Origin of the sequence: Labilithrix sp. (genome assembly GCA_019637155.1) — a bacterium.
Taxonomy (GTDB): Bacteria; Myxococcota_A; Polyangia; order Polyangiales; family Polyangiaceae; genus Labilithrix.
Genome location: JAHBWE010000011.1, coordinates 317,501 through 343,194, shown reverse-complemented (window position 1 = coordinate 343,194; position 25,694 = coordinate 317,501). Strand labels below are relative to the sequence as shown.

General features: G+C 68.8%; 23 protein-coding genes, 1 tRNA gene and 2 rRNA genes (1 of these 26 cut by a window edge). 8 read left to right on the top strand and 18 right to left on the bottom strand.

Going from position 1 to position 25,694, the window contains the following annotated elements; genetic code table 11:
• Window positions 1–742, top strand: a 742-nt coding sequence (locus KF837_24830) for an HNH endonuclease (protein ID MBX3230566.1), incomplete at its 5' end; no start/stop codon positions are given.
• 1,416 nt (window positions 743–2,158) lie between these two features.
• Here KF837_24830 and groL read toward each other — a convergent pair.
• Window positions 2,159–3,793 carry a chaperonin GroEL gene (groL, locus tag KF837_24825; GenBank protein ID MBX3230565.1) on the bottom strand — a complete coding sequence of 545 codons (1,635 nt, stop codon included), beginning with the start codon at window positions 3,791–3,793 and terminating at the stop codon, window positions 2,159–2,161.
• Between the two features lie 40 nt (window positions 3,794–3,833).
• On the bottom strand, window positions 3,834–4,124 hold the full coding sequence (gene groES / locus KF837_24820; GenBank protein ID MBX3230564.1) for a co-chaperone GroES: 291 nt from the start codon (window positions 4,122–4,124) through the stop codon (window positions 3,834–3,836).
• A gap of 438 nt (window positions 4,125–4,562) precedes the next feature.
• Here groES and KF837_24815 point away from each other — a divergent pair, with 438 nt between their 5' ends.
• Window positions 4,563–5,144, top strand: coding sequence for a hypothetical protein (locus KF837_24815; GenBank protein ID MBX3230563.1), 582 nt, complete (start codon window positions 4,563–4,565; stop codon window positions 5,142–5,144).
• Window positions 5,141–5,872 (top strand): hypothetical protein, encoded by a 732-nt coding sequence (locus KF837_24810; GenBank protein MBX3230562.1) that lies wholly within the window; start codon window positions 5,141–5,143, stop codon window positions 5,870–5,872. Before KF837_24815 ends, KF837_24810 begins: the two co-directional genes overlap by 4 nt.
• A gap of 9 nt (window positions 5,873–5,881) precedes the next feature.
• Here KF837_24810 and KF837_24805 read toward each other — a convergent pair whose 3' ends face one another.
• Complete coding sequence (locus KF837_24805) at window positions 5,882–6,574, bottom strand: hypothetical protein (GenBank protein ID MBX3230561.1); 693 nt, start codon at window positions 6,572–6,574, stop codon at window positions 5,882–5,884.
• Between the two features lie 128 nt (window positions 6,575–6,702).
• Here KF837_24805 and KF837_24800 point away from each other — a divergent pair, with 128 nt between their 5' ends.
• Window positions 6,703–7,599 (top strand): hypothetical protein, encoded by an 897-nt coding sequence (locus KF837_24800; protein MBX3230560.1) that lies wholly within the window; start codon window positions 6,703–6,705, stop codon window positions 7,597–7,599.
• A gap of 129 nt (window positions 7,600–7,728) precedes the next feature.
• Here the strand turns inward: KF837_24800 and KF837_24795 are convergent, their stop codons facing one another.
• From KF837_24795 to KF837_24770, 6 genes are all read right to left on the bottom strand, one after another.
• Window positions 7,729–8,439, bottom strand: coding sequence for a trypsin-like serine protease (locus KF837_24795; GenBank protein MBX3230559.1), 711 nt, complete (start codon window positions 8,437–8,439; stop codon window positions 7,729–7,731).
• 244 nt (window positions 8,440–8,683) lie between these two features.
• Window positions 8,684–9,853: an acyl-CoA dehydrogenase family protein gene (locus KF837_24790; protein MBX3230558.1), complete on the bottom strand. Its 1,170-nt coding sequence runs from the start codon at window positions 9,851–9,853 to the stop codon at window positions 8,684–8,686.
• 50 nt (window positions 9,854–9,903) lie between these two features.
• Complete coding sequence (locus tag KF837_24785; GenBank protein MBX3230557.1) at window positions 9,904–10,893, bottom strand: cytochrome c; 990 nt, start codon at window positions 10,891–10,893, stop codon at window positions 9,904–9,906.
• The gene (locus KF837_24780) at window positions 10,890–11,243 is read right to left on the bottom strand and encodes a cytochrome c (protein MBX3230556.1); all 354 of its coding nucleotides are present in this window, start codon (window positions 11,241–11,243) and stop codon (window positions 10,890–10,892) included. Before KF837_24780 ends, KF837_24785 begins: the two co-directional genes overlap by 4 nt.
• Window positions 11,244–11,415: 172 nt before the next feature.
• Window positions 11,416–12,126: a response regulator gene (locus KF837_24775; GenBank protein ID MBX3230555.1), complete on the bottom strand. Its 711-nt coding sequence runs from the start codon at window positions 12,124–12,126 to the stop codon at window positions 11,416–11,418.
• 57 nt (window positions 12,127–12,183) lie between these two features.
• Entirely contained in the window at window positions 12,184–12,615 is a 432-nt protein-coding gene (locus tag KF837_24770; protein ID MBX3230554.1) for an SCP2 sterol-binding domain-containing protein, read from the bottom strand.
• A gap of 32 nt (window positions 12,616–12,647) precedes the next feature.
• Between KF837_24770 and KF837_24765 the strand changes: the two genes are divergently transcribed.
• A complete protein-coding gene (locus tag KF837_24765) occupies window positions 12,648–14,048 on the top strand; it encodes a GAF domain-containing protein (protein MBX3230553.1) in 1,401 nt (466 codons plus the stop codon).
• Here the strand turns inward: KF837_24765 and KF837_24760 are convergent.
• The 3 genes from KF837_24760 to KF837_24750 form a co-directional block, all read right to left on the bottom strand.
• Window positions 14,045–14,605 carry a hypothetical protein gene (locus KF837_24760; GenBank protein MBX3230552.1) on the bottom strand — a complete coding sequence of 187 codons (561 nt, stop codon included), beginning with the start codon at window positions 14,603–14,605 and terminating at the stop codon, window positions 14,045–14,047. The genes KF837_24765 and KF837_24760 overlap by 4 nt on opposite strands.
• 93 nt (window positions 14,606–14,698) lie before the next feature.
• Window positions 14,699–15,349, bottom strand: coding sequence for a hypothetical protein (locus tag KF837_24755; GenBank protein ID MBX3230551.1), 651 nt, complete (start codon window positions 15,347–15,349; stop codon window positions 14,699–14,701).
• An 89-nt stretch (window positions 15,350–15,438) separates the two neighbouring features.
• Window positions 15,439–16,617 carry a M20 family metallopeptidase gene (locus KF837_24750; protein ID MBX3230550.1) on the bottom strand — a complete coding sequence of 393 codons (1,179 nt, stop codon included), beginning with the start codon at window positions 16,615–16,617 and terminating at the stop codon, window positions 15,439–15,441.
• A 60-nt stretch (window positions 16,618–16,677) separates the two neighbouring features.
• Here KF837_24750 and KF837_24745 point away from each other — a divergent pair, with 60 nt between their 5' ends.
• The gene (locus tag KF837_24745; protein MBX3230549.1) at window positions 16,678–17,811 is read left to right on the top strand and encodes an FAD:protein FMN transferase; all 1,134 of its coding nucleotides are present in this window, start codon (window positions 16,678–16,680) and stop codon (window positions 17,809–17,811) included.
• Window positions 17,812–17,815: 4 nt separating this feature from the next.
• Here KF837_24745 and KF837_24740 read toward each other — a convergent pair whose 3' ends face one another.
• On the bottom strand, window positions 17,816–18,703 hold the full coding sequence (locus tag KF837_24740; protein MBX3230548.1) for a redoxin family protein: 888 nt from the start codon (window positions 18,701–18,703) through the stop codon (window positions 17,816–17,818).
• A 649-nt stretch (window positions 18,704–19,352) separates the two neighbouring features.
• Between KF837_24740 and KF837_24735 the strand changes: the two genes are divergently transcribed.
• Window positions 19,353–19,426: transfer RNA gene (locus KF837_24735), tRNA-Arg, on the top strand.
• Window positions 19,427–19,629: 203 nt separating this feature from the next.
• Entirely contained in the window at window positions 19,630–20,076 is a 447-nt protein-coding gene (tadA, locus tag KF837_24730) for a tRNA adenosine(34) deaminase TadA (protein ID MBX3230547.1), read from the top strand.
• A gap of 83 nt (window positions 20,077–20,159) precedes the next feature.
• On the opposite strand, the gene KF837_24725 is transcribed toward tadA, so the two are convergent.
• The 5 genes from KF837_24725 to KF837_24705 form a co-directional block, all read right to left on the bottom strand.
• A complete protein-coding gene (locus KF837_24725; protein MBX3230546.1) occupies window positions 20,160–22,490 on the bottom strand; it encodes a transglycosylase domain-containing protein in 2,331 nt (776 codons plus the stop codon).
• A gap of 279 nt (window positions 22,491–22,769) precedes the next feature.
• Entirely contained in the window at window positions 22,770–23,261 is a 492-nt protein-coding gene (locus KF837_24720; protein ID MBX3230545.1) for a DUF533 domain-containing protein, read from the bottom strand.
• 95 nt (window positions 23,262–23,356) lie between these two features.
• Window positions 23,357–24,520, bottom strand: a complete 1,164-nt coding sequence (locus tag KF837_24715) for a c-type cytochrome (protein ID MBX3230544.1) — start codon at window positions 24,518–24,520, stop codon at window positions 23,357–23,359.
• Between the two features lie 361 nt (window positions 24,521–24,881).
• Window positions 24,882–24,998, bottom strand: a 5S ribosomal RNA gene (gene rrf / locus KF837_24710).
• 266 nt (window positions 24,999–25,264) lie between these two features.
• A 23S ribosomal RNA gene (locus tag KF837_24705) occupies window positions 25,265–25,694 on the bottom strand (it continues 2,530 nt past the right edge of the window).

Here is a 25,694-nt window from a genome sequence, read left to right as displayed (position 1 = left end):
TTTCGTCAGCCCGGACGGCGAGCGCTGTCCGGCGCGAGAGTGGCTCGAGGTCGATCATCGCCAGCCGCGCGCGCTCGGTGGCGCCGGCACGCTCGAGAACGTCCGTATCCTCTGTCGCGCACACAATCGACTCGCCGCAGAGCGAGCCTTCGGCGTCGAGCACGTCGCGCGCAAGATCGAGGAAGCACGTGCCGCGCGCGCCCCCGCCGACCCCAGCGTGCACCCGAACCTGATCGACCGGCCAGCAGCGACGTCGCTGCGCTATCCGACGTCGACGCCCCCGGCAACGCAGGCGGTCGCGCGCGATCCGGTGGCCGCGAATACGGGTATCACCACGCTTGCCCACGACGTGGACGCGAGCGTCGCTTCGGCGGCCGCGAATACGGGCGTCGCCAGTGCGACGGACGCGAGCGTCGTCGCTTCCGCGACGTCGGTGGTCGCGAATACGGGCGTCGCCAGTGCGACGGACGCGAGCGTCGTCGCTTCCGCGACGTCGGCGGTCGGGGGCGGGGATGCTCCAGGCGACGATGAGGAGGTTGATCCGCGCCGGCGCGGATCGATTGGTGCGTTCGTGCCGGCGCCGCACGACGACCGGGCGCCGCGCGAGGTCGTCCGCTTCGCGCTCGTCCGCCTTGGGTTCCGCGACCGAGACGTCGGCACCGCGCTCGCACGACTGCCCTCGACCGTGTGGTCGGAACCGCTCGACGTCGCCGTGCGCGCCGCGCTCCGCCTGCTCACGTAGATCAGCCATCGAGGCGAGGACGTCGACGACGTCGCATCGAACGAAGAGCTGCGGCCGCTGCTGGTTTTCCGACCATAGGCGAAGTTGGCAGAAGCACGCCGCATACGCGTGAACGTAGAGGCGCCGATAAGGCATCGGCGGAGGGGCCCTCGACGATCGTGACCTTGATTTCCGCGGCACCACCCTCCAGCGGAGCCGCCGATCGGTATCGGCGGAGAGGAAGCCGAGGGTGCCGGCGCCGAGTCCACCGAACAGGCTTCAATGGAGCCGGTGGAGAGCGGCGCCCGGCACGCACGGCCTCCGCACGCGCGGCGTGGCTTCAACGGAGCCGCCGATTGGTATCGGCGGAGAGACGAGATGAGCGCGCGGTACGCCCCGCTCCCCGACGAACTTCAATGGAGCCGCCGATTGGTATCGGCGGAGAGAACCTCGTTGGTCGAACCACCCCTTGGCGCGGGCCTCCGCACTTCAATGGAGCCGCCGATTGGTATCGGCGGAGAGCCATCGCGACGAGGCCGCGAGACACGCGGTCGGCGCCGCTTCAAATGGAGCCGCCGTTAGGTATCGGCGGAGAGGAAGTCCGTCTCCGTGTGTGTGATGGCTTCGGTCGAGGCGCTTCAATGGAGACGCCGATAGGTATGTATCGGCGGAGAGACGTGTGGCGCCGGCAGCACGCGCACGCCTTCACCGTCGCGCTTCAACGGGGCCGTTGAGCTCCTCTCGTCGATGAGTTGGGCGGTAGGCGAGTGACTCTCGGCAGCTTCGTTCGTGAGCAGCAGAGACCCGCGGCACCGTAATCGGCATAGGGGCCCGAGGAAAATCCCTCGGGACCCCTGCCACACCACCGGACAAGCGGGTCCGCATCCGGCGGTTCGGGGAGTTGAGGTTACGCGGCCAACCTCGGAATGCCGAGCTGGTCGAAGTAGCAGATAGGGAAGGCGACGTTGAACAGCATGGCGGAGTTGCTCACGGAGGGCGGGCCAGTGCTTGCGCAGGTGGTCTGGCAGCTCCTCCACGGTCATCCCGTCGATGCCGGCGCTGCACGTAGCCCTTTCAGGCCCAAGGCGAAATCTCCCCAGGTAAGAACACGACCCTTCACCGCGCGACCGCCCGATTTACGTCGCCTGAGCCTCGACCATTCGGAGCTTCGCGGTCACATGCCCGCTCGCCCTGCTCGGCGTCGCCTCGTATCGGGTTCTTGTTCATCGGCCCGCGGCTTCGCTACCGGCTTCCTCCCAACGGTCGGTCCCCCTCCCGCAGTTGCCGTTCGCTTCGATTGGGATGGTCTCCTTTCGACCGGACTTGCACCGGCAACGTCGCGCCCATGCTGGGCGCACATGGACGAAGGCCCCCCGCGCTGGAGCGCGAGAGGCCTTCGTGCTGCTTCGTCACTCGCGGCGCCGGGGCGCCGCTCGATCAGAAGCCGTGGCCGTGGCCGTGGCCGTGGTCGTGGCCGCCGGCGGCCGCCTTCTCCTCCTTCGGGCGCTCGGCGACGAGGCACTCCGTGGTGAGCATCAGGCTCGCGACCGAGGCTGCGTTCTGGAGGGCCGTGCGGACCACCTTGACCGGGTCGATGACGCCCATGCCGAGGAGGTTGCCGTACTGGTCGCTCGCGGCGTTGTAGCCGTAGTCGTCCTTGCCCTCCTTGACCTTGTTCACGACGATCGAGCCCTCGAGGCCCGCGTTCTGGACGATCTGGCGGAGGGGCTCCTCGATCGCGCGGCGGATGATCGAGACGCCGAAGCGCTGCTCCTCGTCGAGCTTGAGCGCGTCGAGCGAGGACTGCGCGCGGATGAGCGCGACGCCGCCGCCGGGGACGATGCCTTCCTCGACCGCCGCGCGCGTCGCGTGGAGCGCGTCCTCGACGCGAGCCTTCTTCTCCTTCATCTCGGTCTCGGTCGCAGCGCCGACCTTGATGACCGCGACGCCGCCGACGAGCTTCGCGAGGCGCTCCTGGAGCTTCTCGCGATCGTAGTCGGACGTGGTGTTCTCGATCTGGCCGCGGATCTCCGCGATGCGGCCCTTGATCTTCTCCTTGTCGCCCGCGCCGTCGACGATCGTGGTGTTGTCCTTGTCGAGCGCGACGCGCTTGGCGCGGCCGAGGTCGGAGATCGTCACGTTCTCGAGCTTGAGGCCGAGCTCCTCCGCGATGACCTGACCGCCGGTGAGGGTCGCGATGTCCTTCAGCATCTCCTTGCGGCGATCGCCGAAGCCCGGGGCCTTGACCGCGGCGCAGTGGAGCGTGCCGCGGAGCTTGTTGACGACGAGCGTGGCGAGCGCCTCACCCTCGATGTCCTCCGCGATGATGAGGAGCGGCTTCTGCGAACGCGCGATCGCCTCGAGGACCGGGAGGAGGTCCTTCATGTTCGAGATCTTCTTCTCGGAGATGAGGAGGTACGCGTCCTCGAGGACCGCCTCCATGCGCTCCGGATCGGTCACGAAGTAGGGCGAGAGGTAGCCGCGGTCGAACTGCATACCCTCGACGACGTCGAGGACCGTCTCGGCCGTCTTGCTCTCTTCGACGGTGATGACGCCTTCCTTGCCGACCTTCTCCATCGCCTGCGCGAGCTTCTCGCCGATCTCCTTGTCGCCGTTCGCGGAGATGGTGCCGACCTGCGCGATCTCCTTCGGATCCTTGGTCTGCTTCGCCATCTTCTTGAGCGACTCGGTGAGCGTCTCGACCGCCTTGTCGACGCCGCGCTTGATCTCCATCGGGTTGTGGCCCGCCGCGACGAGCTTCGAGCCCTCGCGGTAGATCGCCTGCGCGAGGACCGTCGCGGTGGTCGTGCCGTCGCCCGCGACGTCGGACGTCTTCGACGCGACCTCACGGACCATCTGCGCGCCCATGTTCTCGAAGCGGTTCTCGAGCTCGATCTCCTTCGCGACCGTGACGCCGTCCTTCGTCACCGTCGGCGAGCCGAAGCTCTTCTCGATGACGACGTTGCGGCCCTTGGGCCCGAGCGTGACCTTGACCGCGTCCGCGAGCGCGTTGACGCCGCAGAGAATGAGGTTGCGAGCCGATTCGGTGTAGACGATTTCTTTGGCTGCCATGTGCTGACTCCTAAAATTCTTTCGGGGCGCTAGGCGCCAATCACTTCTCGAGGACGGCGAGGATGTCCTCCTCGCGGACGATGAGGCGCTCCTCACCATCGAGCTTCACCTCGGTGCCGCTGTACTTGCCGAAGAGCACGCGGTCGCCGACCTTCACGTCGAGCTTCTTCACCGTGCCGTCGTCGAGCAGCTTGCCGTTGCCGACCGCAACGACCTCACCCTCGATCGGCTTCTCCTTCGCGGTGTCGGGGATGATGATCCCGCCCTTGGTCTTCTCCTCTTCCTTCACACGCTTGAGGATCACGCGGTCCTGCAGGGGACGGATATTCATGAAAGCTCACTCCTTGTGTGGCTGGCGCCGCGCTGAGCAGCGGCCGATTGTTAGCACTCGCTCGGAGTGAGTGCTAACGGGCGCCGCGCAATCTAATCGCGCTGCCTACACCGTCAAGCGACGAAGGCGATCTTTCTGCGACGCCCGATTCGCGAGCAATCCCCGCCAATTGGCCGCGGCTGAGGCAGGACGACACAGGCTTGGCACTCTCGCGCTTGGAGTGCTGCTTCCGGTCTCAGTCGTAACCTTCCGGACATATTCGGGAAATTGCCATCTGGGTCCGCCTCTCGTAGACCAAAAGAATGCGGCCCTGAACCTGCTCTCCCCTGAAGGTCGAGCAGCTCAGGCCGTTGTGGATGAGGTCGGAGGACAACAAGGATGTCGATTGTTGCGGCTGTTTCCGTCTCGGATTTCTTCGCAGGGGCCGTCGAGGACGCGATGCGATCGCGTGGTGTGACCGCGTCGGACGGCGCACGCTCGTACGTCGTCGGGCTCCTCTCCGATCTCGCGAAGCCAGGCAGTCCGGTCGAGCGCACGCTCGAGCAGCCGCTGACCCTCCTCCTGAACGAGGCGCTCCACACGGCGGAGCTCGGCGAGCGCTTCGAGCGGCTCCGCGTGCTCGGCGACGGCGTCCTCTACTCCTCCGGCTTCTTCGCCGATCACTTCGAGGCGCGCGGCGTCGACACGAAGTACATCATCGGCATCGGCCGCACCGCGTACGAGAGCGCGGGCTCGCTCATCATGAGCCGTGCGCCCGAGCCGCAGGACGGTCCGGTGAGCGGATGCTCGAGCCGCTCGATCGACATCTTCAAGGAGCTCGCGGAGCACTTCGCGCGCTTCGTCGAGGTCATCGGCGAGGTCGCGAACGCGACGATCGCGCGCGGCGTCGCGACCTCGAAGGGGCTCGTGAAGCTCTACGAGCGCTGGCTCAAGACGCGGAGCGACTCGCTCGCCGAGGCGCTCACGTCGCACGGAATGCTGGTGACCGCCGGCGGCACGCGCGGCGGCATCCTCTCGTGATCGATCCGAAGTCGCGCGGGAGCGGCGCCGTCGATCCGGAGTCGCGCGGGAGCGGCGCCGTCGGTCCGGAGTCGAAGTCGCTCGGGAGCCGCGCCGTCGATCCGAAGTCGGAGTCGCTCGGGAGCCGCGCGCTCGAGGGCAACGGCGCGGGGCTCGTCCGCGAGATCGCGCTCGCGAGCCGGATCCAGCGCGGCCTCGAGAACCTCTATCGCCTCGATCGCTCCGCCAACGTCGACGACTACGTCGCGGAGGCGGGCGAAGGCGAGCGCGAGAGCCTCCTCGTCCGCGAGCACGAAGGCGCGCTCGAGCTGTGCCTTCGCCTCCCGCGCCTCGAGGCCGGCGAGCTCGATCCGGTCTGCCAGATCATCGAGGGCGTCAGCCACTTCGTCTACCTCGCCGACCGCGCCGCGCAGGACCGCGCGACGACGCAGCTCGAGCTCGAGCTCCAGGCGGAGGTCGACAAGTACGTCGTCCTCGCGTCGTCGCTCGACGGGTTCGACGCCGCGTCGAGCCGCCGCCTCCGCGCGCGCCTCTACGAGCGCGTCGCCTTCACGCACGAGCGCGGCACCGCCCTCGGCGAGCGGTACCGCATCGCGAACGAGCGCGCGCACCGCTTCACCGGTCGCCTCGAGCGCGAGCTCGTCGCGCCGCGCCGCTTCGAGCAGCTGCGCGCCGAGCTCCGCCGCTTCTTCCACATGAGCCAGAGCGACAAGCTGCGCGCGGCCTGAGCGCGCGTGTCACTCGACGCGGACGCGGACGTCGTCGACCAGCGCCTCGAAGGTGCCGACCTGCTCGGCCCCGTGCGAGAGCCACCCGAGCGAGAAGCGGACCGGCTCTCCGGCGCACGCTCCAGCGCCCACGTTCACGGCGATGGTCGACGTCCCGAACGCGAACGTCACCGCGCCCGACTCCAGACGCCAGGTCAACGTCACGTCCTGCCACCCCGCTGGGAACCGAGCGATGTCGGTGAGGCCGCTCACCTGGAGCTGCACTCCCATCTTCTTCTTCACCTTGAGGAGGATCCCCTCGTCGGCGCAGCCGAGACGGGCGAGGATGGCGTCCTTCGTCTCCGCGTCGTCGCCCGGCGTCTGCACGAGGTGGAGCTTGAAGTCGATGACGAGCTGCGCCGGGATCGTACCGACGGCGAGGAGGAGCCCGCGCTCCGAGCTCCCCGTCGTCGCGTAGAGGCGCAACGCGTTGGCCGACGACGGACCTGGGACGACGGTGATCTCGCCCTCGGAGCCGAGCGCTTCGTCGAAGCCGAACGGCGACGTGTCGTGCGGAGGCTCGAAGTCGAAGCAGCGAAGCCCCGCGTCGCACGTCGCGAGCGACGTACCGCCGTCCACAGGCGAGCCTCCGTCCGGCGCTGTCCCGAAGCTCGCGCACGCCGAGAGTGGGAGAGAGACGAGCCACCACCGAGACACGCGCATCGACCCCAGCCTACGCTGCCTGAACGGCTGCGCGTTCAGGGGTCGGCGCGACGTCCTCTCTTTTTCGCGCCAAGTCCACAGAATCACGGCGGCCCAACGCCGGCACGCGCGGTGCTGAGCTCCTCGGCATGAAGCTCCTCGACCTCGCGCTCGTCTCCGCCACCGTCCTCGCCATCTCCGTCGCCGGCTGCAACGACGCCGCCGACGACGACAACGACGACACGAACGATCCGACCGAGGAGCTCGGGACCGGCGAAGCGGCGCTCGTCGCGGACGACGCCGAAGCGGCGGAGACGGACGCGGACCTCGAGGCCGCCCTCGACGAGCCGCTCAGCGGCAGCACGGCAGCGGACCCCGGCGATCCCGGCGATCCGGCCGCCGCCGCGAGCGACGAGGAGCTCGGCGAGAAGGTCCGCACCAACGCGGGCAGGTTCTTCGAGCCGGCGGGCTGCCTCGTGTCGACGCGGAGCGGCAACGCGATCACGCACGTCTTCACGGGCTGCACCGGTCCGTTCGGGCTCGCCAAGCTCGACGGCACCGTCACCAGCACCTACGTCCGCGCGGCGGGCAAGCTCACGATCACACACGAGGCCGCGAGCTTCACCGTGAACGGCGCGAGCGTGAGCGGCACGCGGATCATCGAGTACACCCGCGCCGGCAGCGTCATCACGAAGAAGCGGACCGGCAGCTGGACCGGGACGACGGCGAAGGGCAAGGACATCGCGCACGCCGCGAATTTCGTCACGAGCTACGACGCGTCGAGCAAGTGCATCACGCGCGACGGCAGCGCGGAGACGTCGATCGGCGGCCGCTCCTTCGAGCGCACACTCGACGGCTACCGGCGCTGCGGCATCGGCCGCGGCGGCTGCCCCGAAGCCGGCGGCAAGCTCGTGCTCTCGCGCACGAAGAGCGACGAGACGCTCTCGCTCACGATCGAGCTCCTCGGCGGCGTCCGCTACCGCGTGACGCGCCCCAACGGCACGCAGGTCACGCGCCTCCTGCTCTGCAACCCGCGCGCGACCTGATTCTCAACGCAGGGGCTGCGCCCCTGCACCCCGCTCGCTTCTCAACGCAGGGGCTGCGCCCCTGCACCCCGCTCGCACGATGCAGAAAAACGTCAGAACGTTTTTCTGCCGCGTGCTCGCTTCGACCGGTTAGGGGTTCTGGGCGATCAGGTCCTGGATCTTCTCGTAGGCGAGGTCGACGCGGGCGAGGACCTGGAACGACGGGCTCACGCCCGAGTTCACGGCGACGATCGTGCGGTTCGCGCCGGTGCCCGCGTAGGCGGGGCCGCCGGAGTCGCCGGACTGCACGATCGGCGAGCCGCGGTAGGCGAAGCGGAAGCTCGGCGCGGCGTCGCGCACCGCGTCCTCGCGGCCGAAGTAGAGGTTCGTGTTCGAGGTGACGCCGTCCTTGATCCGGCCGACGTTGATCACCTTCGTGCCGTCCGCGACGGCCGCGCTCGAGAGCTTCGGGTACTTCGAGAGATGGATCGGCGTGTCGAGGATGATGACGCCGACGTCGAGCGTGTTCGGGTTCACCGTCGACGCCATGTTCACGTAGTCGGTCCAGACGCGGCGGCCGCGCGCGCTCTGGTTCTGCGCGTACGGCGTCTTCACCGTGAAGCTCGAGCCCTTCACGCAGTGCCCGGCCGTGAGCGCGACGCGCGGCGCGATGATGGCGCCCGAGCAGATGAAGCCCTGCCCGTTCACGAGCGCCGCCTCCTCGTAGGCGCTCGCGAGCTGACCGCCCACGATCTCCTGCGAGGTCTCGCCCATCGGCTCCTCTTGCTCCTGCGTGGCATCGACCGCGCAGCCCGCGACCATGACGACGACGAACCCAAGACCGAAGATGCGCTCGAACATGCGCGTAACGGTCGCGTGTCGGTGATCGGCGCGGGATGAGGAAACGAGGCCTACAGCAACTTCGGTGTGCAGACCTCACGTGATGTCCGGAGCCTGTCGCCATTTCGGCCAGCGACGATGGAAATCGGAAGGGGAAGGTGCGACAGCGCCGCACGCTTCCCCTTCTTTCCCCCGAGCCATCGAGGCATCAGACGCACATTTCCCGATGAGGCCGCGCCGGCTCGACGCGCCTCTCAGCGGCGTCTCACAGACCCATCAGCTTCGCCACGTAGTAGCGCATCGTCTCCGTCGTGCCGCCGCCGATGCGGACGAGGCGTTGATCGCGCCACGCGCGGCCGATCTTGTACTCCTCCATGTAGCCCGCGCCGCCGTGGAACTGGAGGCACTGGTCCATGATCTCGGTGCCGATCTCCGCGCAGAAGATCTTCGCGAGGCTGATCATCTTCACGGTGTCGAAGCTGATCGGCTGCTTCTGGACGTAGCGCTCGTCGTTGTATTGATCGGCCGCGCGGTACGCGAGCGCCTTCGCCGCCTCGAGCTTCGCCTGGAGGTCGACGAACTTGTGCTGCCAGTACTCGCGCTTGATGATCGGCTTGCCGAACGCCTTGCGGTCGCGCCCGTACGCGATCGCCTCGTCGATGACGAGCTCTGCGCCCGCGTTGCTGCTGATGCACGCGATGAGGCGCTCGGTCTGGAAGTTCTGCATCAGGTACATGAAGCCCTGGTTCTCTTCGCCGAGGAGGTAGCGCTTCGGGACGCGCATGTCCTCGAACGCGAGCTCGGCGGTGTCGCTCGCGTGGTTGCCGATCTTCTTCAGCTTCTTCGAGACGCTGAATCCCTTCGTCTTCGTCGGCACGAGGAAGAAGCTGCAGCCGTGCGCGCCCGCCTCTGGGTTCGTCTTCGCGAGGAGCGTGACGAAGTCCGCGCGGCAGCCGTTCGTGATGTACGTCTTCGACCCGTTGATGACGTAGTCGTCGCCGTCCTTCTTCGCGGTCGTCTGGATGCCGGCGACGTCGCTGCCCGCGTTCGGCTCCGTCACGCCGAGCGACGCGATCTTCTCGCCGCGGATCGCGGGGGTGAGAAACTCCTCGATCTGCTCCTTCGTCCCGAGGTCGCTGATGACCGGCGTGGCCATGTCGCCCTGGACGAGGAGCCCCATCGACACGCCCGCCGACTGGCAGCGACAGAGCTCCTCCGCCTTCGCGACGGAGAACCAGTAGTCGCCGCCTGCGCCGCCGTGCTCCTCCGGGTAGTGCGCGGAGAAGACGCCGAGCTCCCCCGCGCGCTTGAAGACCTCGTTCGGGAAGATCTCCGCTTTTTCCCACTCGTCGGCGAAGGGCGCGAGCTCCTTCTCGGCGTACTGGCGGACGGTCTTGCGGAAGTGGTCGTGCTCTTCGCGGAACGGGCTGGGCATACATTCTTTCGTACACGAAATATCCGTGTACGGAAAGTGCTGCCCCGCCCTTATTTCACGGTCGAAGGCGGCACGATGTTCACGACGGCGGGCTCCTCGCGGAGCGCGGCGACGAGCGCGTCCATGTCCTCGTTCGTCATGCCTTTGTAGTAGCTCCACGGCATCACGTAGAGGTTCTTCCCGCTCTTGCCCTTGCCCTCGGTGAGCGCGCGCTTGATGTCCTCGTTCGAGTACGAGCCGATGCCGCTCGCCTGATCGCTCGAGATGTTCGGCGCGTAGACGGTGCCCTTCCCTCCCGGCAGCTCGAACTTGAAGCCGCCGCCGAACTCCTTGCCCGGGATCTTCGCCATCTTGCCGTCGACCGAGTCGTGGCAGTCGTGGCACGACGCGACCTTGAGGAGCCACTTGCCGCGCGCCATCTTGTCGGACGGCGACGGCGCGGGCGGCGGCGGCGTCTCGAGCGGCGTGGGGACGCCGCGGATGAACATCGAGACCGGGAACCCGACCTCGGTGCGCTGCGTCTTGTCGGGGAGCGGCTTCAGCGTCTTCAGGTACGCGATGATGTCGAGCACCTCGCCGTCCGAGAGCGTCTCGCGGTAGGTCATGTACGGCATCTGCGGGAAGAGCCCGCGGCCGTCCTTGCTCACGCCTTCGCGGATCGCGCGCGCGATCTCGCCGTCGGTCCAGCCGCCGAGGCCATTCTCCTTGTCGGGCGTGATGTTCGACGCCTTGATGTGGACGGGCGAGCCCGGCACCTCGCCGAAGTCACGGCCGGCGCCGAGCTTCCCTTCGACCGGCGGCTCGCCGGGGACGTCCTCGCGGATGTTCGAGTGGCACCCGATGCACGCAGCGACGTGATGCACGAGGTAGCGACCACGCTCGATCGCCTCGGCGTTGGTCGGCGCGGTCATCACCGGCGCGGGTCGCGACTTCGGCGAGAGCCCGTAGAACTTCACGAGGGCGGCGACGATCAGGAGCAGCGGGACACCGACGATGACGCCGCCCGCGATCTTGAGGCCCTTCTTCCAACCGATCTTCATCGTCGTCCCTCCGTATCGAAGCTGCGGACCTGAACCACGAGCATCGCGACCTGCTCGTCCGTCAGCAGCGCGCCGAAGGCCGGCATCCCGGTCCCCTTCCCGTTCTTGATCGTCTGCTTCAGCTGCTCGTCCGTCCGCGCCCGCTGGAACGCGTGATCGCGGAAGTCCTGCGGCGAAGGCCCGGCCTCCCAGAGCGGGAGCCCGCCGGCGCCGTCCGCGCCGTGGCACCGCGAGCACGTGGCCGCGAAGAGCTCCTGGCTCTCTCGCGTCGCCGCCTCGGACTTCTTGCAGCCCGACCCCGCCAGCGCGGCGGCTCCGGCGAGAGCGATGATCGCGACGAGCCTCCTCATCGAGCGGGACTCTTCGCCCGTGGTGCGCACGGAGTCAACGTGGCCGGTCCCGGCGGCACGAAGTATCAATCGAGTCGTCATGGGCACAAGGTGCCATGCGCCGCGATCGCGTGACGCTAAGACGTTCCTACTTCGCTCGTGAATCGCGCTAGCCGAACCTTAACCGGAACCGTCAGCGCTTCTTCGCGGCTTTCTTCTTCGCCGGCTTCGCGGCGGCCTTCTTCTTCGCGGCCGGCTTCTTGGCGGCCGCCGGCTTCTTCTTCGCCGCCGGCTTCTTCGCCGCCGGCTTCTTCGTCGCGGCCTTCTTGACCGCCGGCTTCTTCGCGGCCGGCTTCTTCTTGGGCGCCGGCTTCTTCGCGGCGGGCTTCTTCGCCGCCGCCTTCTTCGCGGGCTTCTCCTTCGCGAGAGCCTTGCTGCCCTTCGAGGTCGGCGCGGGCTTCGCGGCGCCGGCGGTGCCGTTGATCGACGGGCGCACGACGCCGAGGCGCTGGCTCTCGCGCGACTTCAGCGTGTCGCGGACCTTGTCGTCGAAGTCCTCGAACTCGAACGGCTTGTCGATGTACGCGTCCGCGCCGTAGAGCGGGCTCGTCATCTGGTTCAGGTTCTCGCCGATGCCGGTGAGCATGACCACGCCCGTGTGCGCGAGCGCGATGTCCTCGCGGATCTTGCGGCAGACCTCCCAGCCGCTCATCCCCGGCATCATGACGTCGAGGACGACGAGATCGGGGAGGTGCTCCTGCGCGAGGCGCCAGGCCTCCTCGCCGTCGGACGCTTGGATGACCTCGAGCTTCGGATCGCTCATCGTCCGCAGGTGACGAGCGACGAGCTCCAGCATCGAGGGTTCGTCGTCAGCGACGAGGACGAGCGGGGCAGAGGTTGCCATGCGCGTACTGTCTCTTGCCGACGCTTCCATCGTCAAGAGCCGTCGCGCGCGGAGCGATCATTCGCCCCGGAACTTCGTCGGAACCTTGGTCGTCGACTCGACCAGCTGCTTCGACGCATGGACGTACTTGACCATCGTCGGCATGTGGCCCTTGGAGAGCTTCAGCTTGCCCTGCATGAGCGCCTTCGTCGGGTCGATTTCCTTTTTGATGACCTGCTTCCACTGCGCGTAGCTCGCGGTGACGACGAAGGGCGCCTTCGCTTCGGCCTCCGACGCCGGCATGAGCTTGCACTCGCGGCACTTTCCTTCGTGGACGTCGAGCCACATCGCGAGGTCGTGCTCGATGCCGAGCGTGGGCTCGGCCTTCACCACCATCGCCACGACGCCGTGCGTCCAGTCCTTGCCGGCCTTCGCGTACTCGGGGTTCGCGTTGATCGCGTCCTTGTAGGCAAGGACCCACGCCTCGGAGGGGAACTCGAGCTCTGACATGGAACTAGGTCCGGTATAGTACGTAACGCGCGATGGCTGCAGCGAAGAATGCCCGCCGGCCCGCCCTTGGGAGCAGGGCGACCGTCCACGACCGAGGGAACAAGCGGCTCGACGCCGTCCTCGACTTCGTGACGTTCACCGCCAAGCCGATGCCGCTCGTCTCCCTCCTCGACGAAGCGCCGCGGCGCATCGCGACCATCTTCGAGGCCGACGTCTGCTCGCTCTACCTCCTCGAGGGCGACGGGAACGAGCTCGTCATGCGCGGAAACGTCGGCTTCGCGCCGCAGGCGCTCGGCCAGGTGCGCCTCGCGATCGGCGAGGGCATGACCGGCGAGGCGGTCGAGTACCTCCGCCCCGTCACGAGCAACAACGCCGGGGAGCATGCATCTTACAAGCATTTCGCCGACCTCGGCGAGGAGCGCTTCCCCGTCTTCCTCACCGTCCCGATCCGCGGGAAGTCCGGCCCGCTCGGCGCGCTCGTCGTGCAGCGGACGAACGGGGCCTCCGAGTTCGACGCGCACGACATCGAGCTGCTCGCGATGATCGGCGCCGTCATCGCGGCCGGCATCCGCCACGCCGAGCTCATCGAGTCGCAGCGCGATCGCCACGGCCCCGCGCCGCGCAAGGCCGGCGGCGGCACGCGCAAGGTGACGCTGACCGGCCGTCCGTTCCTCACCGGCCGCGCGCTCGGGGCGATCGCGGCGCTCCGGCGCCCCTCCGCGTCGCTCGCGCCGACGTCGTCGCGCGAAGGCCACGACGTACGCGAGGAGCGGAAGCTGCTCCGCGGCGCCTTCGACGTCGCGGACAAGGCGATGCGCGCCCTCTCCGATCGCGCGCGCGCGATGAGGCTCGGCAACGACGCCGGCTTCCTCTCGACCTACGTCGACATCCTCGGCGACGGGCGCTTCCGCGAGCGCGCCGACGAGCTCGTCGCGGAGGGCAACGGCATCGGCCCGGCGCTGAACCGCGTCGCGCGCGAGGTCACCCGCACCGCGGCGTCGATCACGCGCGACGCGTTCCTCGAGGAGCGCGCGCGCGACATCGAGGACCTCTGCGACGCGCTCGTGATGCTCTCGAAGGCGGACAAACGCGCGGAGCTCCCGAACAAGGCGGTCCTCGTCGGCGACGGCCTCAGCGTCTTCGATCTGCTCGTCTCCGCGCGCGCGCACCCGGTCGGCATCGCGCTCACCGACCGCGCGACGGGCCCGCGCACGCGCTCGCTCCTGCGCCTCCTCGAGGTGCCCGCCGTCGTCGGCATCGAGGGCCTCTTCAAGTGGGCCTCCGACGGCGACGTCGCCCTCCTCGACGCGGACCACGGTCTCCTCGTCATCAACCCGTCGCGGAGCGAGGTCGCGGCCGTGCGCGAGTACAAGCGCGCCCGCGCGATGCCGCTGCCCGAGCACGCCGCCGGCGAAGGCGGCGACTCCGGTTAACGCTTCCGATCGAGGCGCGTCACCTCGCGCCCGCGGCCGATCGCGACGCGCTCGAGCAGGCTGACCATCTCGTCGGCGCGCGCGACCTTCGGGAGGCGCTCGTACTCGCCGTTCCACAGCTCGAACGCGACGGACTCGGCTTCCTTGTGGAGGATCACGCGGTCGATCTGCGCCCAGCGGTAGCGCCGCACGCGCGGGAAGCCCATCGACAGCGTGCGCGTCTCGACGCCTTCGCTCGTGACGATGACGCCGCGGAGGCCGGCGCGCACGAAGGTCGCGATCGCGGCGAAGACGATGATGAAGACGAGCGGCGTCCGACCTTCGACGACGATGAAACGATGGAGCGACGAGCCCGCCGTGTTGTGCGCCATGATCGCGGCCGTCGCGACGACGCCGGCGAACCCGAGGAAGAGGAGCGACGGCAGCCGCTGCCAGATCGGCGGACCGAACACGAACCGCTCCTCGGGGTTCGGGTTGTAGGCCATCTCGAAGCGAGCGACGGTGCCGTTCACCTCGGTGATCGACGGGCGGTCGCCGTCGTCCGCCGTCTCGATCATTCCGGGAAGGTTCGACTCTCGCGGCGGCTGCGTGGTCACGGCCATCATGTTGTAGCTGAAACCCGCGCCCACGGCCGGGCTTGGGTCGCGACGCTACGGCGAACGCGAGAAGGTCACGTCGTCGACGAAGAGGCAGGTCTGGGCCAGCACGTTCGGCGATCCGATCGCGATTTTCACGCTCTCGGCGTCCGCGGGGAGGTCGATTCGGACGGTCACGCGGTCCCACTGACCGCGGACCGGGATGGTCGGGGCGACGGCGACGGTGACGTGGCCCGTCGCGTCCACCGCCTCGACGCGGGCGAGCGCCTCGCTCGGCGCGGCGGTGTTCTCGCGCGACCGGACGAACGCGCTGAGCGTGTAGTCCCCCTTCTCGACCTTCCCGAGCTCGCGGCCCACCGCGAGGTCCGAGGAGCTCCCGTCCGCGCAGACCTTGCACGAGTAGTAGCCGGTCCGCGAGGGGATCGCGCGGATGGAGCTCGCGGCGCCGAGGAGCGGCCAGCCGTTGCAGTCGGCGCTCGCCGACTCGAAGCCCCAGGTCAGGAGGGGAACGAACGTCGTCGCGACGTCGTCGCGACGGAGCGCGGGATCGCCTGGGGTCGGCGTCTCCTCGAGCGGCGACGACTTCGCGGTGGGCGGTTCTGTCTCGCGCGAGGCAATTTCCCCCGCCGACGATCCGTCGTCGACACCGTACGCGCATGCACCGAGGAGAAGGAGCGAGGAGAGGACGATGCTTTTTGTCACCACGAGCTGAGGCTAGCGAGGAGCGATCGCGCCTCGCCAGCGCGCTCTCTGCTCGCGCTAACTCTTTGGTGGGAGCGTGTCCGCGCGCGCGCTCAAATGCGGCCCGCTTCCCATTCTTTCTTCACGGCGGATCGCAGACCGTGGTCGACGAGGAGCTCGACCGCGGTCCGCGCGAGCGCGCGTGCCGCATCCATCGCGGTGCCGAGCCCGCGCTCGCTCGCGGCGGCGTGCGCGAACTTGTGCTGGTGGCAGAGCGCCTCGTTCTCCTCGACGATCGCGAGGTACGGGTGGATCGACGGGACGACGTGCGAGACGTTGCCCATGTCCGTGCTGCCCGCGCCGACGCGGTCGTCGCTCTCGCGCGCGGGGCGGCCGAGCGCGTCGAGGTGACCGCCGAAGGCGCGCGCGAGGAGCATGTTGTTCCGCATGTCGCGGTAGCCGATGCGCGTGACGAGGTCGACCTGCGCGTCGCTCGCGAGCGCGCCCGCCTGCGCGCAGCGCTCGACGATGCCGCGCACGCGCTCGAGCTCGACGATGTCGCGCGCGCGCACGCTGAATTCGCACGAGGCGAGCTCGGGGATGATGTTCACCGCCTGGCCGCCGTTCGTGATGTAGCCGTGGACGCGCACGCCGTCCTTGAAGCGCACGCGCTGGCCGTCGATGAGGCGGAACGTGTCCATGCACGCCTGGAGCGCGCTCTTGCCGTCGTGCGGGGCCGCCGCCGCGTGCGCGGGCGCGCCGCGGAACGTCATCTGGATCCACATGCTCGCGAGCGCGGGGTGGGCGAGCAGATCGCGGTCGAAGGGGTGGAACATCATCGCGGCGTCGATGCCCTCGAACACGCCTTCGTCGATCATCTTGATCTTGCCGCCGCCGCCCTCCTCCGCCGGCGTGCCGAGGAACACGACCTCGCCCTTGACCTGCTCCGCGACCGCGGCCGCGGCGAGGAACGCGCCGACCGCGCTCGCGGCGATGAGGTTGTGGCCGCACGCGTGCCCGATGTCTGGGAGCGCGTCGTACTCACCGAGGATCGCGATGCAGCCGCCGCCGGGCACGCCCTTCTTCGCGCGGAGCGCGGTCGACATGCCGGCGAGGCCGTGCTCGACCTCGACGCCGCGCGAACGAAGGAGCTCCGCGATCCACGCGGACGCCTTGTGCTCTTCGAAGCGGAGCTCGGGGTTCGCGTGGATGTCGTGCGCGAGCTTCGTCAGCGCGGGGCGCTCGCGTTCGATGGTTTCGTCGATGACCTTGACCAAGTCGGGGGACAACATCTGTGGGCCAGCGCCGGTACCAGCGCGCACTCGGGGGCGCAAATGAGATATGAGGATCGGGTGCGTTCGCGGGTCCTGACGGCGCTCCTCCTCGTGCTCGCGGGCTGCCGCGAGGGAGAGAGCTCGAGCGTCGCGCCGCCCCCGATCCCGGTCGCCCAGCCCGTCGCGCCCGCGCCCGATCCGGCGAGGTCCGTCCTCGCGAGCGCGGTCGAGCCGGCGCCGTTCGTGCCTTCGCGCGTCACGGGCGAGGGCAAGGCGATGGGCACGCACGTCACCTTCGTCGCGTTCACGACGCCGAAGGTCGACGCGACGCGCGCGCGGACCGCGTTCGAGGCGGCGCTGACGGAGATCAAGCGCGTCGAGGACCTGATGACGACGTGGCGCGACAGCGAGGTCTCGCGCATCAACGCCGCGGCGGGCAAGGCGCCGGTGAAGGTCGGCGACGAGACGTTCACCGTGATCAAGGAGTCGGTGCGCACGAGCGAGATCTCGGAGGGCACCTTCGACATCACGTTCCACACGCTCCACGGTCTGTGGAAGTTCGACGAGGACCTCGTCGCGAAGCCGCCGCTCGAGAGCGAGGTGAAGGCGCGCCTCCCCTTCGTCGGGTTCCGGAACATCGTCCTCGATCCGCAGGCGAAGACGGTGATGCTCACGAAGAAGGAGACGCAGATCGGCCTCGGCGGCATCGCGAAGGGCTACGCCGTCGACATGGCGGTGAAGGTCCTCCTGCAGGCGGGGCTCGAGTCGTTCTTCGTCCAGGCGGGCGGAGACCTCTACGCGCGCGGCAAGAAGCCGGACGGCTCCGAGTGGCAGGCCGGCATCCGCGATCCGCGCGGCAAGGAAGGCTCGTTCTTCGCGCGGCTGTCGCTGAGCGATCGCGCGTTCAGCACCGCGGGCGACTACGAGCGCGCGTACATCCACGAGGGGAAGCGCTACCACCACATCATCGATCCGCGGACCGGCCAGCCGGCGACGGCGTGCCGGAGCGTGACGATCTGGGCACCGAGCGCGCTCCTCGCCGACGAGATCGACGACGCGGTGTTCATCCTCGGCCCCGAGAAGGGCATGAAGCTCGTCGAGTCGCTCGACGGCGTCGGCGCCGTCATCGTCGACGCGAAGAACAACGTCGGCATCAGCAAACGGCTGCAGGGGAAGATCGAGCTCGTCGCTCCTCCGAGCGACGGGATCTGATCGCTCAGCGACCTTCGGGGCGTGGCACCGACGGGGCGGGGACGGCGGGCGTGGGGCCCTGCTCGGCGAGGAGCTTCTTGATCGATTTTTCGAGCTCTTGCTCGCCGCTCGGATCGAAGCCGATGAAGACGTCGCGCACGACGCCTTGCTTGTCGACGAGGACGAGCGTGGGGAGCGCGTTGACGCCGTACGCCTTGCTCGTCTCGCCGTCGCCGTCGACGACGATCGGGTAGCGCATCTGGTACTTCTCCGCGAACGCGGTCGCGGGCGCGGCGGGATCGGTCGTGATGCCGACGACGGAGAGCCCCTGCACCCCGAGGCGATCCTTCAGCGCGGAGAGGCGCGGCGCGATCATTTTGCAGGGGCCGCACCACGTCGCCCAGAAGTCGACGAGGACGACCTTGCCTTTGAGCGCGCCGAGCGACGCGGGCGCGGCGCCGAGCGGCGTCACCTTCGACCACGCGGGAGCGGGGGCGCCGACGAGGTCCATCTTCATCATCTGGTCGGTCGACGGACGCGACCCGAGCTGGACGTTGGCCTGGATGGCGTTGCCGGTTCGTTCGAGGTCGAGCTTCACGGTCTCGCCGACCTTGTGCGACTGAACGGTGCGGGTGATCTCGCCCGGCTTGGTCACGCGCGCGCCGTCGATCGCGACGATGCGGTCGCCCGCGCGCACACCGCCGCGGTCGGCGGGCGACGAGCGGATTACATGCTCCACCCTGACGCCGGTGTCACTGCCGTTGTCCATCGAGACGCCGAGCCACGGCGGAGCGCTCGGCGCGGGTGCGGGGGCTTGGGGTCGCGGCGGCTCAGGCTCACCGGCGAGCGCGCTCGAGGTCGCGAGGACGAGGCCGAGGAGGAGCGGGAACAACGGCCGCGAGCTACGCGTCATCGGATGGAGTCTATGTCGGGGCGCTGCCGAAGCGAGCCTGGCGTTCCTCTGGACCACAAAAGCGACGTGGCGCCACTCCCGGAGGAGAAGCGCCACGGAAAGGCTCGGAACTAGCCGACGGAAGATAAAGAAGCGGGGAAGCTCGTCAAGAACGGCGCGAAGGAAGAAAGGCGGACCAGGGCCCTCGTGCGCTCACACGCTCGAGGGTCATGGCCTCTTCTCGGACGGAGCGATTCTCGAAGGGAGATCGAGGATCGCGCGACGCGACGAGCAGCCCAGCACCTCGCGCCGTGTCTTTCGAGTGGCAGAAGCTCGAAGCCAAGTAGAAGAACCGCCCAGGACCGAAAGTAAGAGAAGAGAAAGCGAGAGGTCCGTGGCGGCGATGGGAGGGAATAGTGCATTGGTCGTGCCACGCACGTATTTTAGGCAAATTTGGGCATTTCCTGTCTGGGGCCTGCCACTCGGTGCCGCCGGGTCCTGTCAGCGCAGTCAGCGTGGCCAGCCTGGATCGCACTCTTTGCGTAGTTGGCACGACTCTTCCGCCGCTCCCCATTTCTCCACAGGTTCCGCGGCATTCGCGGAACACCGTTGACACCGTCGTCGGGGGAAGTAAGGTGCGCGCTCCTTGGAGCTCGCGAAGGCGGGCTCGGCGCCCATAGCTCAGCTGGATAGAGCACTGGTCTACGGAACCAGGTGTCGGAAGTTCGAATCTTCCTGGGCGCGCTTGTCAGGGTCAGGGGCTTCGCCCCCGACACCCCCACCCCAGACACGGCCCTCGCGCGTTGCGCGAGGGTCGCTTCGCGACCGCTGGTGCGGCCGCTTCTGGGGCCCCTGGCGCGGGCCCATTTTTCGCGGCCGTGTCTGGGGCTCCGGCGGCGGGGGGCTTCTTTGCGCGGTAGGTTGGGGGCGTGAGGGATGTGGAGTGGATGCGGGAGGCGATCGGGCTCGCGGAGCGGGCAGCGGCGATGGGGGAGGTGCCGGTTGGTGCGATCGTCGTCGATGCGGACGGGGCTCGGCTCGGCGAGGGGTTCAACCTGCGCGAGCGCGATCAGGATCCCACCGCGCACGCGGAGATGATCGCGGTGCGGGCGGCGGCGCAGGCGAAGAGGTCGTGGCGGCTCGAGGGCGCGACGCTCTACGTGACGCTCGAGCCGTGCGCGATGTGCGCGGGAGCGCTCGTGCATGCGCGCGTCGCGCGCGTGGTCTGGGGTTGCGACGATCCGAAGGGCGGCGCGTGCCGCACGCTCTTCACGATCGGCCAGGACGCGCGGCTCAACCACCGCTTCGAGATGACGCCGGGCGTGCTCGCCGACGAGTGCGCCGAGCGACTGCGCAGCTTCTTCGCGTCGCTACGCGCCCTCGGAAAGAAATAGCGCGTGGCCCAGCGCGAGCGCGGCCTACGGAGCCGCGGCACTCCAGAGTCCAGCGCGGACGCGGCTCCGGAAGCCAACGCGCGCTACTCGAGTGGGCGCCACGCGGCGTCGTTGTCCTCGTAGGGATCGCGGCGCGTGGTGTTGACGGGCTTGCGCGGCTCGGGGCGCGGATCGCCGGGCTTCACGAAGACGATCGCTTGCTTGAGCCCCTCGTCGAGCTCGGCGTGGCTGATCTTGCCGTTCTTCGCGCCGATCGCCATGAGCGCGTGGAGGTGGCGCGTCCACGTCTCGGAGACCTCGCCCTTCTCCCACATCTTGCCGTAGCGGATCGGCGATGGAAGGAGCGACGCGAGGAAGTAGCACTCGAGGACGTTGAGCTCCTCGGGCTTGCGGCCGAAGTAGTGCTCGGCTGCCTGCGTGACGCCGTACACGTCGGGACCGAACTCGACGACGTTGAGGTACAGCTCGAGGAGGTCGTCCTTGCGGAAGATCTGCTCGAGATAGTCGGTGAGGATCACCTCCTCGATCTTGCGGGAGAGCGCCTTGTCGCGCGCGAGGAACAGGTTCTTCGCGAGCTGCATCGAGATCGTGCTCGCGCCGCGGACGAAGCGCCGCGCCTTGAGGTTCGCCGCCACGCTCGAGCGGATCGCGGCGTGGTTGAAGCCGTGATGCCGGTAGAAGCCCGCGTCCTCGGTCGTGAGGACGGCGGAGATCATGAACGGGCTGATGTCGTCGAGCGCGGTCCACGACGCACTGCCGGGCCCGGTCGCGGTCTCGCCGAGGCTGCCGTCGGGGTGGTAGGTCCGATAGGTGAACGTCCCGGTGAAGTGGTCGCGCGACAGCTCGCGCGGAACTTCATGCATTTTACACTGATCGTCGATGCGGTAGTCGAGGACGAGCTTGTCGATCGTGCGCGTGTCGAAGGCGAGGCTCACGTTCGCGCCGAACACGCCGACCATCCGCGCCGCCCGCACGGTGGGGAGGAGGCCTTGCGGCGCGCTGTCGAGCAGCGACTGGCACGCGGCGGGGGCGACGTCGAGGTTGAGCGACACCGCGAAGTGGTCGGGCGTCTCCTCGATCGTGCCGTGCGCCTTCGCGTGGAGCGCGCCCATGTCGACCTGGGCGTCGTCGAGGCGGAGCTTCCCCTTGTCGTCGAGGACGCCGCGCGCGGAGACGGCGAGATCGATCCCGCGCATCGGCTCGGGGGCGATCTTGGGCTGCTTCAGCGAGATGGAGCGGAGCGCGACCTGCCCGTCGAAGGTGAGCGCCTCGCCGCCGGACGCGAGGACGACGCGCCCCTTGCCCGAGACCGTGCCGCGCGTGACGTCGGTGAGCCCCTTCGTCCCTTCCTTGACGCCGAGCAACGCGAGCGAGACGGGGCCGCCCGCGAGACGCGCGTCGACGTCGCCGCCGGCGAGCGGGATCTCGGCGTCGATGGAGAGCGGCGTCGTGCCCTTGGCGCCGGGCTCGCTCTCGCCCGACGAGGACGAGAACGCGACGTGGACGCGATCGCCGGCGCGCGACAGCGTGAACGGAGCGGGTCCGAAGGCGACCGGCTCGCCGCCGATGTCGACCTTCGCGGAGAGGCCGTCGATCTCGATCTTGCCGCCGTCGGGGAGGCGCGGCGCGACGAGCGCGGCGCCGGTGGCGATGCGCGATCGCAGGGCGTGGAGGTCGGGGAGCGGCAGCACCGGACCTTCGGGCGGCGCCGGCGCGGCCGTGGCAGCGGACCCTTTTGCGCCGCGCTTCGTCGCGATGGCGGGCAGCGGCGGAGGTGCGGGCTCGGAGGTCCCGGTCGCCGGGGCGGCGGGGGTGGCGGCGCGCGGCGGGTCGTAGACGACGGCGATCGCCTGCGCCCGTGCGCTCTTGAAGGAGCCATCGGCGCCCATCTCCACGTCGGCCGCGGTCGCTTCGAGCGCGAGGTGGTCGCGGCGCGCGGTGCACTTGCCGCATGCGGCGGTGAGCGCGCCGCTCTCGTCGCGCGTGACGCGGATCCCGCTGCCGGTCACCTCGCCGCCGCTCGGCAGCTTCCACGCGAGCGCGAGGTTGTCGAGGCGAACGGGCTTCTTCGATCCGCGGCTCGCCTCCGCCGCCTTCGTGTCGCCGCCGCTCCGCGCGCGCCAGGCCTTCATGCGGTCGGCGAGGTCCTCGGGCTCGCCGTCGATCGCGATCGTGCCGCCGTCGACGTCGATGTCCCCCGCGGTGAGATCGACGTGCACGCGATCGAGGTGCGCCTCGAGCCCGGCCACGCCCTCCGGCTTCACGCGGACGTCGCGGAGGGTGACGGCGAAGAACCCGGGGCGGACCGCTCCGACCTCGACCTCGAGGTGCCGCCGCGCGGCTTCTCGCGCGACGCGTCCGCGAACGACCGGCCCGAACGCGACGGCCGCGACGACGACAAGGAGCGCGAGCACGCCGCCGCCGAGGATGAGCGCACGCGACGGTCGCCACCGCTTCCGGCGCGGCCGTGGCGCGGCCGTCGCCTGCGCAAGCCCAGGCTCGGGCGGTCGAGGCGGCGCGCGCATCATCGGGCCCGATGGTAACGCGCGAGCGAGCGGGACCGATCATCGGCGGCGTTGATTTTCCGCGCCCTCGATTTCCGCGCCCCTCGATTTTCCGCGCCCTCATCCTGCGACACGCCTCGCGGCGCCGAGCACCGAGAGGCCGCATGCGCTCTCTGCGCTCTTCGGGGACTACTCGAACAGGACGTCGAAGTTCTCGCCGGTGTCGCCTTCGAGGCGCGCGGGGATCGCCTTGAAGAGCGCGACGACCTCGTTCGCCCAGGATTTCTTGTCCTTGCGGAGCGGCTCGAGGTCCCGCGCGATCCGGTCGAGCTCCGCGCGCCGTGCGTCGCTGATGCCGAGGAGCGCGGCGGCCTTCGCGAGCAGCAGCTCCTCCTTCGCATCGACGTCGTCGTCGACGCCGCTCAGCCACGACGCCGCGACGTACGCGAACGCCTTGTCGCGCGCGCTCAGCCCTTCGACGAGGAGCTCCTCGACGGGGAGCGGCTTCTCGAGCAGCGAGTCGAGCCGCGCGCGAAGCTCCTTGGACAGGTTGAAGACGCTCGCCGCCCCGCGAACGCCGTCCTTCTCGTGCTCGTCGAGCCGCCCGTCGGCCCACGCCACCGCGATGAGGAGAGCGAGGGTCTCGAGACACGCGTCAGCGCCGATGGTCAGCCGTTTCATGCAGGCGACAATAGTCTCTTTTTGTGTTCGAGGGGCGCTCCCCCTCGAGCTCCCCGCCCTATCCACCCCTCTCGCGATCCGCGGCGGCGCGGTGGTCACGGAGGTGGGGCGGCGGAGGCGGAGGGGGCGGGAGCGTTGCTCGCGCTGCTGCTCGGAGTGGGGAGCGTGACGCCTTTGGGGAGCAGCTCTTTGGGCGGATTGCCTTCGAGGGTGGCGAGGAACGTGACGATCGCCGCAGCCTGGGCGTCGTCGAGCTCGCGGCCGACCTGGTGGCGCGCCATCAGCTTGGTGAGCTCTTCGAGGGAGGTGGCGGAGCCGTCGTGCAGCCACGGTCCGGTGCGCGTGACGTTGCGGAGCGACGGCACCTTGAACATGCCGCGATCGCTCTCTTGCTTCGTCACGGCGAAGCGCCCGGGCTCGCTCCCGATCGGTCCGGGCCAGGGCTTCGCGATGCCGAGCTTCTGGGTCTGCGTCGCGCCGACGTATTTTCCTTGATGGCAGGAGGTGCATCCCGCCTCGACGAACATGGCGAAGCCCGTGAGCTCGGCCTCCGAGAGCGCGCTCTTGTCGCCGCCGAGGTACCGGTCCCACCGCGCTCGCGCGAAGAGCTTCTTCGTGTACCCGCCCAGCGCGCGGCCAACGGTGTCCGCCGTGACGGCGGGCTTCTCGTCCGGAAAGGACTTGGCGAACGCGGCCCCGTACGCCGCGCCGGCCGCGGCGACGATCTTCTTCTCGTCGCCGCCGGTCATCTCGACGACGTGCGGAACGACGAGCTCCTCGATCGTGCTCCAGCGCGCGTCCCACCCTTGTGCGAAGGAACCGCCAGCGTTCCACACGGTGGGGGTGTTCCGGGCGGCAGCTCCGCCGTCCGTCCCACCGTCCGCCCCCGACGCGCCGGCGGTCGCGGCTCCGTCCTGTCCCGCCTTCGTGAACGAGTGGCAGCTCACGCACGAGGTCTTGCCGTCGCCGGAGATGCGCGCGTCGGTGAACATCGCCATACCGAGCTTGGTCGCATCGTCCAGCACGGGCGTCTCCACCCCCGCGGGAATGGGCGCGAACAGCAGCGTCTGTTGCGGGTCGAACTTCGGCAACCTCGAGCCCGCCGACGCAGTCGACGTCGGAGCCGCGGCTCCAGAACCCGCCGGCGCCGGAGCGGGAGCGGGAACCGGCGCCGCCGACGGCGACGTCGATGTCTTCTTCTCGTCGCAGCCCGCGATCATCACCACCGTCATCAGCGCCCAGCCCGAGATCGTCCGCATCGCCGGCGAGTATAGAAAACCCGCGCTCACAGCGCTTCGCTCCGCGCAGAGCCGTTCACCTGCGCGAGAAGGCGCGTGAGACGTCGCACGTGGGACGCGGGCTGGGCGCCGCGACGTGGGACGTCGCGTGTAGGGACGCGGGCTCCGTCGCGCGTGGGGCTCCGTCGCGCGTGGGGCTCCGTCGCGTGTGGACGCGGGTTTCGTCGCGCGTGGGACGCCGGTTCGCGCGCCTGGCTGGGCGCAGATTCTGCGGTGTGAGCCGTAAGCGTCGGCGAGCCGAGTGCATTTGGGTTGGCTCGAGAGACAAAATGCGAAAGCCCGAGAGTCGCGCTGGGCGCGGTCTCTCGGGCTTTGGGAAAAATCCCGGCGGCGTCCTACTCTCCCACACGGCTACCCGTGCAGTACCATCGGCTCCGAAGAGCTTAACTTCCGAGTTCGGGATGGGATCGGGTGTGGCCTCTTCGAAATCACCACCGGAAACTGTGGCTCCGCTGCAGCCGCGCGATGCGCGAGCTGTTCGAACAGCGGTGCGGGCCTTACGACGGCGCGGAACCATCCGCGTCGTCTGAATCTTCCTAGAACGCTTGCTAGCGTCGTTGGCAGATTCGGCTCGCAAGCCGAATCCTGCACATGACCGACACTTCCTTCGATGCGACGAGTCATTCATTTTGCTCGAGCGAACATGTTCGCTCGAAGCGAGCGGCTCGCCACACTCGAAGGCAGCTCGATGGTTGCCTTAGAGATATGGCCAAGCCTCACGACCTATTAGTACCGGTTAGCTCCATGCCTTGCAGCATTTCCACACCCGGCCTATCAACCTCGTGGTCTACAAGGGGTCTTTAGGGGCTTGCGCCCGGGATACCTCGTCTTGTGGCCGGCTTCCCGCTTAGATGCTTTCAGCGGTTATCCGTTCCGCACATAGCTACCCGGCTATGCCACTGGCGTGACAACCGGCTCACTAGGGGTGCGTCCAACCAGGTCCTCTCGTACTATGGTCAGCTCCACTCAAGTATCCTGCGCCCACGGCAGATAGGGACCAAACTGTCTCACGACGTTTTAAACCCAGCTCGCGTACCGCTTTAATCGGCGAACAGCCGAACCCTTGGGACCTGCTCCAGCCCCAGGATGCGATGGGCCGACATCGAGGTGCCAAACCGCGCCGCCGATGTGAACT